This window comes from Polyangium sorediatum (genome assembly GCF_029946465.1).
GTDB lineage: Bacteria > Myxococcota_A > Polyangia > Polyangiales > Polyangiaceae > Polyangium > Polyangium fumosum.
Map to the genome: position 1 here is coordinate 32,089 of NZ_JARZHI010000011.1, position 11,341 is coordinate 43,429.

Below are 11,341 nucleotides of genomic sequence, written 5' to 3' on the forward strand. Positions count from 1 at the left end.
GAGGCTTGCACGTGGTGGTCGGCGGGGTCAAGGGGGACGCGGCACGGGGTGAAAGGATGAGCCTTCGTGATGACCGTGGTTCCTGACGTCGAGCGTGGCAGACCACCGCACGCTGCCGTTATCGCCGCGAACGTGGTACTGGCGCTTGTCCCGGTCGAATTGCAGCACCTCCTCGTGCGCACGCGACGACCCGACCTCAAGGTCACGACGACGCGCCGGGCCTCCCCTTCGGGACCTCCGTATCCTCCGCGTTCCCCTGCTTGATCGCATATCGGAGCGCAGCCTCCAGCGTTCCGAACGTCTTCAGCGCGCCGAGATCGAGCTCCAGGCTGACCACCGTACTCGCCATGCTCGGCGAGATCCCGGAGACGAGGCATTGCGTGCCGAGCAGCCGCGCGGCCTGCACGACCTTGAGTAGGTGGCTCGCCGCGCCCGTGTCGATCACGTCGACGCCCGTCAGATCCAGGATCGTAAAGCGTGCCTGCGTCCGCGTGATCTCCTCGAGCAGCGCCTCCATCATCCCCCCGGCGCGCGTGCTGTCGACGAGCCCGACCACCGGCATTGTCAGGACGCCCTTCCACAACCGGAGGATCGGCGTCGACATGGCGCGGATCGCCTCTTCTTGTCGCCGGATCAGCTCGAGCTTGCTCCGGAGTTCTTCTTCGATGCGCGTACGCTCCTCGACCTCGCGGCGCAGGTCCTCCTCGATGCGGCGGCGCTCCTCGACCTCGCGTTGCAGGCGCTCGAAGGCAATCGTGAGGTCCGCCTTGGTGGCATTCTCGGTGCCGATCAGCGCTTCGAGGTCGTCCTCGATCGTGCGCGCCGTGGGGCGCACGACGAACTCGTCATAGGCGTCGCCGCGCGCCTGGAATGCGGTCTGCTCGGCCCGACAGTGCGTCTCGAAGATGCGAGAGCAGTGGGCGCCGAACTTGCCCGCCATCGTACTGGTTCCCCAGGTGACGCCGAGCGCCTTCTGGTAGAGGCCCTCCCAGCTATTGTGGACCCGGAACCACGCCTCCTTCTTCGCATGGTCGAGCCGCACGAGCTCCCAGTGGCCGTGCCCGACCGCGGCGGCGCTCGTGCCGAGGTACCGGAACCCGTCCTCCACGCTTTGGCGGTGCTGCATGATGGCCGCCACCTCGCCCTCGATGCTTTCGCGGCCCGCCTGCTCCGCGGCGATCACGAAACGCTCGGTGCCGACCATCTTGTGGATGCCGACCATGAGCCCGGCCAGCGTCGTCTCGATCCACATGAGGACCGCCGGGTTGCCCCAAACCAGGATGCGGCCGTTCTCGCGATCCCACTCGAAATCCACGCCATCCACGCTGATCTTCGGACGCTCGTTCATCGCTCCTCCACCCACGCCTGGTAAAATTCGACCTGGTCGGACGCTTGGACCGCCATGCTACCGCGTCCCAAGAGGAGGGCCTAAAAATGCCACGCACCCCGCGGGCGATTCCACGCGTAACCGTCGTTGCCGGACGCGCGCATCGGGTGTACTTCCTGTCGTGGAGGGCTCTGGGTGGCCATGACAAGGATAAAAATTGGATACCTGCACGCCGTGATCCTCGGTATGGGTCTCGTGTTCCTCGGGATCGCTTGTGGCGACGAGGCTCCCAGCGAGGCCACCTATGCCACCGGCGGGGTGGGAGGGGGCCTCGGCGGTGACGCATGCACGGCGAAGATTCTGGTGGGTCTCTTCGACGACGATCAATGCGAGAATCTGGTCTTCAGCTACAAGGTGGACATCGCAGAGCCGTGCTCGGGCTGGACGAGGGAGGTCGCCGGCGGGACGAAGGACAACTCCGCCACCCGTTTCCAGTGTTTCAAGGATCGGCTCTGCTACACGCAATACGTCAATACCTACACCTGCGACGCGCAGGGCGCGGCCATGGTGGAGGACAAGGAGGCGAGGACGACTTGCCTCGACGATCCGACGCCGGGCATATGGGTCAAGCTCCTCGGTGGAACGGAGAGTTGCCCCGACGCTCCGTCGGGATTTCAGTGCCCGGTCGGTGGGGGGACACCCGGGATCGCGGCAGCGTGTGAAGGAGATTGATGCGGAGGGAGGTCACCCTGGAGCATTCACTGCACATCCGGGGGATTCGCGGCCGTGCTCCATCACCGCCGCGCCTTCGGAACCTCGATCTCCGTGACGACCTCGCTCTCGATATCGAGCACCGTCGGATCCCGCGCGCACTCCCAGGTCGTCACGTTTGCGAAGAGCGTGACGGCCTCCTCCTCGCGAAACACACCTCCATCCTCGTGGATATGACCGAAGATGTGGAGGCGAGGGTTCACCTGACGAACACGCGCCCTCAGATCCGCACAGCCATAACGATCCCCAGACCACGAGCGATCACCGATTCCGAACGGGGGCGAGTGCGTGATCAGGACATCGATCCCCACGGGAATGGCTTCCCATTTCTCCGCGAGCGCCTCGCCCCGAGGGAGGTTGAACGCCCAGTCGTGGAACGCCGGCTGCCAGGGGCTGCCATAGAAGGTGATGCCATCGATGCAGACCCCGGAATCCTCCAGGTAAAGGACACCCTCGCCGAGCAGCGCGCGAGCTTCGCGCGGATGGTGGACGAAGGCCCAGTCGTGGTTTCCCGCGACCACGACCTTGTATCGATGGGGCAGGCTGCGGATCCACGCGGCGGCATCCGCGAGCTCGTCGAGATCCCCGAACTGGCACAGGTCTCCCGCGTGAATGAACACGTCGCCTTGCGGGACCACGAGCTGCGCGTGATAGAGGTGCGTGTCTCCGACGGCGACGATCCGCATGGCGCGAGGATAGCAGCACGGAGGGATGTGTGCAGTCGTTCGGTCGTGGCGCGTTCCCGAAGCGGCTCTCCGTCTACTTCTTCACGACCGGTTTCCCATCGCTCCGGCACGAATAGAACGAGTTGTACCCGTCCACGGTCGCGCTCTTGACGTTGTTCTTCCACGCGCAGGTGGGCATGCAGCAATCCTGCATGGTCGTCGTGTGATAGGGCTCGTTGTTGAGCGTGCTGACGAAGCCGGCCGCCTTGGCCTGCGCGGCCGTCTGGATGTTCGGATCGGGCGCCGGCAGGCCCTGGGGAGCCAGCTTGCAGCCTGTGACCTCCGTCAGGTGCTCCGGACAAGCCACGCGCTTGGCGAGGACCTTCCAGTTCTCATGGTAGTACGAAGTGGCCTGGTTCGACTGGATGCAAGACTTGCGCGTCTCCTCCTGGAGCGTGGCGTCCGCGGCCGTGATGGTATTGCACGCGCTGGTGATTTTCTGCTGGCAGGCGCCGGACGCGATCAATGCGTCGCTCAGGTTTCCCCCGTCATCGCATTTCATGCTGTCGGGCCCGGGCTTCACGCCGCCGTTGAACGCTTGCCCCTCCGAAGGGTAGGTCTGGTACTGCGAATACCCGAACTTCGTCCCGTAGTTCAGGTCGGCGTCACATGCGTTGAAGGCGCCGAGGCCTCCCGCTCCCATGTAGATGTCGAAGCCCGTCGCCCCCGAGGCCTGGGTGTTGAAGCTCTGCACGAGCAGCGGCTTCGGCGGCGTCAACGTCGAGTTGGTCAGGTACCTGGGTGCGTCGAAGACGAGCTGGTAGCACTGGCAACACGAATCGGGCAGTCCCATGTCGAGGTTCGTCCCGTCGGGGTCGTGGCCCGCGACGGCATAGTTGAATTTGCCCTCGAAGCCGTCGTCGATCGCGGCCTGCTCCATCTCGTTCGCAAACAGCATGTAACGAGGGCAGGCGAACTGAACGGGGACCCCGTCCTTGCCGCCCTCGCAGGCGTTTTTCGACGTGGGACCATAGTCGTTCGTGCACGCGCCGCCGCACGTGCTGCTCGCGTCCCCCTTTTTGCAGCCATCGACGGAGAACTGGTTCGAGCATTCGCTGGGCGGCGGGAGCGCATACCCCCCGGGCATGTCCGGGCCCGTCCCGCTGGACGTGTTCGAGGAGGTCGAGGCCCCGCCGCTCCCCGTGGGGGACGTCGTCGAACTCGAACCATCCGTACCCCCGGCGCCCCCCGCGTTCTGGGTGCCAGAAGCGCTGTCGCAGGCAGCATGAGCAAGGCAAAGGACGATCGGAACCAGGCGCGTCAACTTCATGCAGAACTCCAAAAATTGTGAAGGTAGTAGGGAGGGGACCCAACGAGGATTCCAAGAGAAGGACGAGGCGTCAACGCAAAGCGTCATGCCACGTGCTGGATTTCGACGAGGTCGTGCGCCGCGCGGCGGCGTCCGGACGACCCCTCGAACGATTCCCCGCGCCCCTACGAGCGCACGCGATTGCGGCCGTCGTGTTTGGCTTGGTAGAGCCTTTCATCGGCCGCCCTGATGAGATCGCTGGCGAAGCAGGTTTTCTCGTCCGCTTGGGCGACACCCGCCGAGAGGGTCAGCGAGATCGTGTGCTCCTCGAAGGTCACCACGTGGGCCGCGACGGCCGCGCGGATCGTCTCGGCCAGCGCCACGGCTCCCGCAAGGTCTGTCCCGGGGAGCATCCACGCGAACTCTTCCCCGCCATATCGTGCAAAGACATCACCCGGGCGTACATGCTGCTGCGTGAGCGAGGCGATCTCGCGGAGCACCTGGTCACCCGCCAGGTGCCCGAACGAGTCGTTGATCCTTTTGAAATGGTCGAGGTCGAACAACACCAGCGCGAGCGGATGCTCGGAGGGCTCCGTGCGCCGCAACGTGGTGTCGAGTTGCTCGATGAGATGACGGCGGTTGTACGCCTTTGTCAGGCCGTCGATCGGCGTCGTCGTGTACCGTGTTTCGTCGATCATCCGTCCGCACTCGGCGCAGCAGCACTTGAAGATCGTGTTTCCGACGCGGACCCGATCCCCGCAGCGGAGCAGCGCCTCCGGCACCCGCTCGTCGTTGACGAAGGTGCCGTTGGTGCTGTCGTTGTCGACCACCCAGAAGCCCTCGGCGCGCTTCTCGAAGCGCGCGTGACACCGCGAGACCCCCTCGCTGTCGATCGGGATCGTATTTTCCGCGCGGCGTCCGACCGTGACCACCGTGACGGCCGGGTCCAGTTTGTACGGATGGCCGAGGAGCTTGCGATCGCGCGTGTAGATGACGATGAGGGTGTCGAGGCCTGCCGGGTCGTGCGAGGAGCAGAGGATCATAAGGGCGCCGCTGGGGTTGGCTTGGGCTCCCTAGAATAGCGTGACGGGGCCTCGTCCCTGGCGCCCGCCAGGCGGATTTTCCCTCCGCCACCCCCCCGCGCCCGTTCCTGCCCGGGAAACCTGCGCGGCCTGGATCCTGCTCCCGCCGGGGCCATGGTAGCGATGCTCGAACTGGCCCCGGCCCACGAAAACGTCCTCGAAACGCTGACCGTCGGGCCCCGCGGGCCCCGCGAGCGCGCGCTGGAGGAGGGGATCTTGATGCTCTCGGACGCCGATCTGCTCGCCATCGTCCTCGGCACCGGGCTCGTCGGGTGCTCCGTTTTCCGCCTCGCGAACGAGTTGCTCGAGCGGGTCGGCGGCCTCGAAGGCCTCGGGCGGCTCGGGCCCTCGGCGATCGCCGAGATCCCCGGCGTGGGCACCGCCAAGGCCCTGCGCCTGCTCGCCGGGCTCGAAATCGGCCGGCGCTCGCTCATGCGCTCGATTCGCCCGCGGCCCGCGGTCTGCAACTCCGCCGCCGTCGCCGCCTGGTTCACGAGCCGCCTCTCCTGGCGCGAGTACGAGGAGTTATGGGTGATCTCGCTCGACGGCCGCAACGGCCTGCGCAGCGCGCGGCGCGTGGCCCAGGGCGGCGTGCACGGGCTCGGCGTCACCCCGCGCGACGTCCTGCGCGTCGCCCTCCAGGACACGGCGGCCGCCATCATCCTCGTGCACAACCACCCGAGCGGCGACCCTGCGCCCTCGGACGCCGACGTGGCCATGACCCACAAGGTCGCCGAGGCCTGCCACGTCGTGGGCGTGCCCCTGCTCGATCACGTGATCGTCTCGAGCACGGGCCAGTACGTCTCGCTGCTGGATCTCGGGATCTTGCCCCCTGCCGTGTGAGGCGCCGCCCTCGCACCCCACGCTCGCGGGGACCGTGGGGGCTCCAAGCTTTGCCGAGTTCTTCCCTTTCCTCCCTGGATGATCGGACACTTGCGCGTCGGGTGGCCACGCGCCGCTCGCCCTGGAGCTTCCTCATGCATGAACTGCTCTCCCGGCTCGGCCTCGCGCGCGACGAGAACCTCGGCGGTTTCGACGGCGAGCACTGGCTCGGCACAGGCACGCCCCTCGACGTGATCACCCCGATCGACGGCGCGCGTATCGCCTCCGTGCGCCCGATCCGCCGCGCCGAGTACGAGCACATCGTGGCGCGAGCCGAGGCCGCCTTCCGGACGTGGCGCGAGGTGCCGGCCCCGAAGCGCGGCGAGGTCGTGCGCAGGCTCGGCGACGCCCTGCGCGCCCACAAGAAGGACCTCGGCGCCCTCGTCACCCTGGAGATGGGCAAGATCACGGCCGAGGGCGAGGGCGAAGTGCAGGAGATGATCGACGTCTGCGATTTCGCTTGTGGCCTCTCGCGCCAGCTCCACGGCCTCACGATGCACAGCGAGCGGCCGCGCCATCGCATGTACGAGCAATGGCACCCGCTCGGCGTCATCGGCGTGATCACCGCCTTCAATTTCCCGGTGGCCGTGTGGAGCTGGAATGCGGCGATCGCGGCCGTCTGCGGCGACACGACGGTCTGGAAGCCCTCGCCGAAGACCCCGCTCACGGCCATCGCCACGACGCACCTCGCGGCGCGGGTCTGCCGCGAGAGCGGCGTCGATCCTGCCGTCTTCTCGCTCGCGTTCGGCAGCGTCGAGGACGTCGGAGAGCCCATGCTCGCCGATCCGCGCTTCCCGCTCGTCTCGGCCACGGGCAGCACCCGCATGGGCCGTCGCGCCGCCGAGGTCGTCGGCCGGCGTCTCGGGCGCACCTTGCTGGAGCTCGGCGGCAACAATGCCGTGATCGTCACAAGTCACGCCGACCTCGACCTCGCCACGCGGGCCATCCTGTTCGGCGCGGTCGGCACGGCCGGGCAACGTTGCACTTCGACCCGTCGCATCCTCGTCCACCGCTCGGTGCGGGACGAGCTCGTCAAGCGCCTCGTCCGGGCCTATGCCACGGTCCGGATCGGCGATCCGCGCGCGGCCGGCACGCTCATGGGGCCCCTCGTCAGCCATGACGCCGTCGCCGCCATGCAATCGGCCCTCGCGCGGCTGAAAGAGGAGGGCGGCGAGGTGCTCTACGGCGGCGCGCCGCTCGACGGCCCCGCGTTCCCCGGCGGTCATTACGTCGAGCCGTGCATCGCCGCGGCGAAACATGAGTATCGCATCGTGCAGGAGGAGACGTTCGCGCCGATCCTCTACGTCATCGACTACGGCGGCACCTCGCGGCCGCGGGATCACGCTACGCTCCTCGGCGAGATGCGCGAGGCGATCGAGCTCCACAACGCCGTCCCCCAGGGCCTCTCGGGCTCGATTTTCACGCACCACCTCGTCGAGGCCGAGGCCTTCCTCGCCCACACCGGCAGCGATTGCGGGATCGCGAACGTCAACATCGGCACGAGCGGCGCGGAGATCGGCGGCGCGTTCGGCGGCGAGAAAGACACGGGCGGCGGACGCGAGAGCGGCTCCGACGCCTGGAAGTCCTACATGCGACGGCAAACGAACACCCTCAACTGGGGCATGGACCTGCCCCTGTCGCAGGGCATCACCTTCGGAGAGCCCTGAGCATGCCCCGCTTGCCCCTCACCGAGCCCGAGCTGCTCTTTTCGAGCCAGGCCCCGCGTTCCTGGTCGGGGTTTCTGGAGCGGCCCGTCATCGCCGAGCAGGGCTTGCTGCTCGCGGGCGACGACGCCTCCGCCGTCGGCGTGGACGGCGCCACCGGGCGCGCGATTTACACGCTCCACGTGCCGCTCGAAGCCACCGACGCCTACGCGGGCCTGCCCATGCCGTGGAACGACGGCCGCGCGCTCGTGCCGGTCTACCAGAAAGACGCCTCGCTCAAGGTCTACGACGTCAGCCCCGCGGGGGCGATCGGCCTCGTCGATGCGCCCGGCGCCGAGGAGGAGGCGCGCGGCAACGACATGCGCATCTTCGGGAGCGACGGGAGCTGCAAGCTCTTCCTGATGCCCCTCGCCCGCGCGTCCGACGACCATTACCTCGTTTCCTGGCTCTACCGCCAGGTCCGGTTTTACCGGACCGAATGCCGCTCCTTCGCGCGAGGCCTTCGCTGGGGCAGCGAGGAGGCCATGCTCGCCACAACCTCGAACGTCGTGCTCGGCGTGACCGTGCCCGTGCGCGGGACCGACGATCGGGGGACGCTCGTGGCCCGGTCGATCGAGGACGGCCAGGTCCTCTGGTCGCTCGGCGCGCGCAGCCGCACCGTCGCCGGGGCCGGCGCGGGCATGTTTTTCGTCCTCGATCGCTCGGCCCGCGTGGCCGAGGACGCCGCGCGCAAGATCGCTCGCGACGAGGAGCTGCTCGAAGCGCTCGCCGAGGAGCCCGCGCTCATGGGCGAGGCCCTCGACTCGCTCCTGCGCAGCCTGCTCGCGCAGCGCCCCGTTCGCGCGCCCTCGCGGATCGTCGCGCTCGACGCCGCGACGGGGATCGTCCGCTGGGAGGCGCAGGTGCCCGGGGACGTCGTCTCGATTGCGGGGCCGGGCGGGGGCATGCTCGCGGTCGTGGGCGTCGCGGGTACGGCCGCGCATCTGCATCGGTTCGACGCCGAGACGGGCGCGGCGCGGGGCGCCTCGTCGCTCGGCGCGGGCTGGCCCGGCTCGCCCTTCGATCCCTGGAGCGGGCGCCTCTCGTTCGAGCTCTGGTCGACCGAAATGCCGGCGATCGTCGCGGTGGACGAGCATGCCATTGCCTGGTCGAGCCCCGAGGCGCTTTTCGTCGAGCGCCTCGAAGAGCCGTTCACCCGGCTCTGGCGCTGGACCTTGCCGGCCCCGTGCCGCGCCTTCCGCCCGCGGGTCCTCGACCGTGTCCTCAACGAGCCGTCCATCAGCGTCGGCGACGGGCGCATCTACCTGCGCGACGGCTGGAGCCTCTGGGGCATCGGCGAGCGCCGGTAGCGCTGCCGACGTTCTTGTGCGATTCCCGAGGCGAGCGGCGCGCCGGAGGCCGGAAAATCCGCCAATGCTCCCATGAATCCGCGGGCAAACGATCGTTCCAGCTTGATCGGGCTGCACGCTCGAATCACGTTCGGTTTCATCCGGGGGGGAACTTCAACCGGGTGGATGAAACAAATGATTGCACGCCGTGAATGGTCTTACTTCGTCGTCATGGCCCTCGCCGCCATGACCCATGGTTGTCAGGGAGAACTTGGCGAGACCGGCCTCGACGACGCGGCGGACTCCACCGCGTCCGAGGCCGAGGCCGAAGCGCCGGCCGATTCCGAGGACGCCGAGCCCGCCGAGGTGACGGACGAGGCCGCCCTCACCGCCGCGGGGAGCCTGCGCGACACGCCGGGCTCCGCGAGGGCCGGCAGCGAAGGCCTCGAACCGAACGATGCCCGCGCGACGGCCAAGGACGCGCCGCTCGGCGTCACGGGCAACCTCTCCATCACCAAGGGCGATGAAGACTGGTACCGTGTCGTCGTGCCTGCGCACACCATCGCGCGGGTCGGCATCGAGATGAAGCACGCCGCGGGGGACCTGGATCTCGTGGCGTACGATGCGCAGGGACGCCTGCTCGGCTCCCGCAACGGCGCCGAGTATCCCTACACGTTCCGAGGCCAGGAGACGAACTCCGAATATTATGGCTTTTATTCCGAGGACGGCGGCTCGGTGTATTACGTCCGTGTCCTCGGCCATGCGGGCGCGACGAACACGTACAGCCTGCGTCTCAATCACTATGCTTACAAGGACAGCCAGACCTGCACGGGCGCCGGGTTTTCCCTCGCCGATTGCGATGGACGCGGCAGCAGCGGCAGCGGCCTGATCCCGTTCCCGTTCGCGGATCCGTCCGATTCGGTCGTCGGGGACGGCTACAACTTCGCCTCGTACTCCAATTATCGCTTTGCCCGGCGCGAGCTCGTCATGCTCGTGCGCCACGCCCTCGCCGAGACGCGCAAGGCCTTCCCGGGCACGAAGCCTCTCTCGCTCATCGACATCTGCCAGATGGACGGCGTCACGCCCGGCTACGACGTCGGCGACCCGCGCCATCCGCAGAGCACGCATGATCAGGGCGGCAACATCGACATCTCGTACTTCCAGACCGACGGGTCGAACGACGCCGAGATCGTGTGCAACGACGGCGCGAGCCACGCCGACGGCTATTGCACGGCCGGCGCGGCGAAGACCCACATCGTCGATCTCCCGCGCCAGGCCTTCTTCATGGCCAAGCTCTTCGCTTCGCAGCGCACGCGCGTCATCGGCACGGACACCGTCCTCGCGCCCCAGCTCCAGTCCACCGCGAAATCACTCGCGGCGCTGCCCGCCGGGGATCGCAGGAAGATCAGCCAAGCCGAACTGAGCGCATTCTCGAGCCGGCTCGCGTATGGCTCGGGCTGGCCTTATCACCACCACCACATTCACCTCAGCCTGGAATGGCGGTCCCAGGGGAATGCGCGTGGGGGTGAGGTCTCGCCGCTCGCGGCGCCCGCGCCGTTCCACACGATGCAGGCGCCCGGCGAGGCGGTCGATTCGCTCGACATGGCCTGGCCGCCGCGCCCCTGAGGTACGTCGGGTCGCAGAGGCGCGGGCTTTTCTTTCGCCTGCGCCTCTGCGATCCTTCGTTCATGACGGACGCCCCCACGCCCCTCACCGAGGAGGAGCGCGCCCTCGTCGCGACGCAGCTCGCGAGCCGCCGCTCCGTGGCGAACCGCTTCGCGACCATCGCCGCGATTCCGAGCATCCTTTTCGTCCTGAAGGTCGTCCTCGACGGCGCGGGGCGCGGCTCGAAGGGCGCCGCCCTCTTGGGCCTCGCGATCGCTTTCGTGATCGTGGTCGGCCTGCTCGTTTGGTATTTCGGCTACCGCCTCGTCTCCCTCCTCGGCGCCGACCTCGCCGCGGGCGAAAAACGGCGGATCACGGGCAAGATCGAGCGCATCACGAGCGAAGGCAACGCGTACGGCGAGACCATCACGTACGTCACGGTCGGCGGCGAGCGGTTCGTGACGCGCGGCCGGTTCTTCGACCGCTGCCGCGGCGGCGAGCCCGTCACGCTGGACATCCTGCCCCGCTCGCGCGTGGCCCTCACCGGGCGTGTGCTCGAAGCCGAGGAGACGCGCTGATTCAGGGGTTCTCGGGGTCGTCGTCGCCGAGCGCGCGCCCCAGCCGAGGCTCGGCGCGCCCGAACTTCTTCACGGAGCGTCGTTTCCCCAGACAACCCGCGTCCAACGCAATGCGCGACAGCGTGTTGTA

At 68.0% G+C, this 11,341-nt stretch carries 11 protein-coding genes; 7 read left to right on the top strand and 4 right to left on the bottom strand.

All coding sequences use genetic code 11. From position 1 onward, the window contains the following. Nucleotides 1-202 precede the first annotated feature (202 nt). Nucleotides 203-1,348 (bottom strand): STAS domain-containing protein, encoded by a 1,146-nt coding sequence (locus tag QHF89_RS15265; protein ID WP_136968811.1) that lies wholly within the window; start codon nt 1,346-1,348, stop codon nt 203-205. Between the two features lie 180 nt (nt 1,349-1,528). Here QHF89_RS15265 and QHF89_RS15270 point away from each other — a divergent pair, with 180 nt between their 5' ends. Next, nucleotides 1,529-2,059 (top strand): hypothetical protein, encoded by a 531-nt coding sequence (locus QHF89_RS15270; protein WP_136968810.1) that lies wholly within the window; start codon nt 1,529-1,531, stop codon nt 2,057-2,059. Between the two features lie 62 nt (nt 2,060-2,121). Here QHF89_RS15270 and QHF89_RS15275 read toward each other — a convergent pair whose 3' ends face one another. After that, nucleotides 2,122-2,784, bottom strand: a complete 663-nt coding sequence (locus QHF89_RS15275; protein WP_136968809.1) for a metallophosphatase domain-containing protein — start codon at nt 2,782-2,784, stop codon at nt 2,122-2,124. 73 nt (nt 2,785-2,857) lie between these two features. Next, nucleotides 2,858-3,910: a hypothetical protein gene (locus QHF89_RS15280; RefSeq protein WP_136968808.1), complete on the bottom strand. Its 1,053-nt coding sequence runs from the start codon at nt 3,908-3,910 to the stop codon at nt 2,858-2,860. Here QHF89_RS15280 and QHF89_RS15285 point away from each other — a divergent pair. Continuing rightward, the gene (locus QHF89_RS15285) at nt 3,909-4,052 is read left to right on the top strand and encodes a hypothetical protein (protein ID WP_284720522.1); all 144 of its coding nucleotides are present in this window, start codon (nt 3,909-3,911) and stop codon (nt 4,050-4,052) included. The two genes, QHF89_RS15280 and QHF89_RS15285, sit on opposite strands and share 2 nt — an antisense overlap. A 205-nt stretch (nt 4,053-4,257) precedes the next feature. Here the strand turns inward: QHF89_RS15285 and QHF89_RS15290 are convergent, their stop codons facing one another. Further along, nucleotides 4,258-5,115, bottom strand: coding sequence for a diguanylate cyclase (locus tag QHF89_RS15290; protein WP_136968807.1), 858 nt, complete (start codon nt 5,113-5,115; stop codon nt 4,258-4,260). Between the two features lie 162 nt (nt 5,116-5,277). Between QHF89_RS15290 and radC the strand changes: the two genes are divergently transcribed. From radC to QHF89_RS15315, 5 genes are all read left to right on the top strand, one after another. Then, on the top strand, nt 5,278-5,997 hold the full coding sequence (radC, locus tag QHF89_RS15295) for a RadC family protein (protein ID WP_284720523.1): 720 nt from the start codon (nt 5,278-5,280) through the stop codon (nt 5,995-5,997). A gap of 134 nt (nt 5,998-6,131) precedes the next feature. Next, nucleotides 6,132-7,703 carry an L-piperidine-6-carboxylate dehydrogenase gene (amaB, locus tag QHF89_RS15300; RefSeq protein ID WP_136968805.1) on the top strand — a complete coding sequence of 524 codons (1,572 nt, stop codon included), beginning with the start codon at nt 6,132-6,134 and terminating at the stop codon, nt 7,701-7,703. Between the two features lie 2 nt (nt 7,704-7,705). Further along, a complete protein-coding gene (locus QHF89_RS15305) occupies nt 7,706-9,049 on the top strand; it encodes an outer membrane protein assembly factor BamB family protein (RefSeq protein WP_136968804.1) in 1,344 nt (447 codons plus the stop codon). A gap of 174 nt (nt 9,050-9,223) precedes the next feature. Further along, entirely contained in the window at nt 9,224-10,654 is a 1,431-nt protein-coding gene (locus QHF89_RS15310) for a PPC domain-containing protein (RefSeq protein WP_136968803.1), read from the top strand. A gap of 62 nt (nt 10,655-10,716) precedes the next feature. Then, on the top strand, nt 10,717-11,211 hold the full coding sequence (locus QHF89_RS15315) for a hypothetical protein (RefSeq protein WP_136968802.1): 495 nt from the start codon (nt 10,717-10,719) through the stop codon (nt 11,209-11,211). Nucleotides 11,212-11,341: the final 130 nt, after the last annotated feature.

Bases quoted from the DNA above. Each gene is read 5' to 3' on its own strand.
- QHF89_RS15265 (WP_136968811.1), bottom strand. From the start codon at position 1,348: ATGAACGAGCGTCCGAAGATCAGCGTGGATGGCGTGGATTTCGAGTGG.
- QHF89_RS15270 (WP_136968810.1), top strand. From the start codon at position 1,529: ATGACAAGGATAAAAATTGGATACCTGCACGCCGTGATCCTCGGTATG.
- QHF89_RS15275 (WP_136968809.1), bottom strand. From the start codon at position 2,784: ATGCGGATCGTCGCCGTCGGAGACACGCACCTCTATCACGCGCAGCTC.
- QHF89_RS15285 (WP_284720522.1), top strand. From the start codon at position 3,909: ATGTCCGGGCCCGTCCCGCTGGACGTGTTCGAGGAGGTCGAGGCCCCG.
- QHF89_RS15280 (WP_136968808.1), bottom strand. From the start codon at position 3,910: ATGCCCGGGGGGTATGCGCTCCCGCCGCCCAGCGAATGCTCGAACCAG.
- QHF89_RS15290 (WP_136968807.1), bottom strand. From the start codon at position 5,115: ATGATCCTCTGCTCCTCGCACGACCCGGCAGGCCTCGACACCCTCATC.
- radC (WP_284720523.1), top strand. From the start codon at position 5,278: ATGCTCGAACTGGCCCCGGCCCACGAAAACGTCCTCGAAACGCTGACC.
- amaB (WP_136968805.1), top strand. From the start codon at position 6,132: ATGCATGAACTGCTCTCCCGGCTCGGCCTCGCGCGCGACGAGAACCTC.
- QHF89_RS15305 (WP_136968804.1), top strand. From the start codon at position 7,706: ATGCCCCGCTTGCCCCTCACCGAGCCCGAGCTGCTCTTTTCGAGCCAG.
- QHF89_RS15310 (WP_136968803.1), top strand. From the start codon at position 9,224: ATGATTGCACGCCGTGAATGGTCTTACTTCGTCGTCATGGCCCTCGCC.
- QHF89_RS15315 (WP_136968802.1), top strand. From the start codon at position 10,717: ATGACGGACGCCCCCACGCCCCTCACCGAGGAGGAGCGCGCCCTCGTC.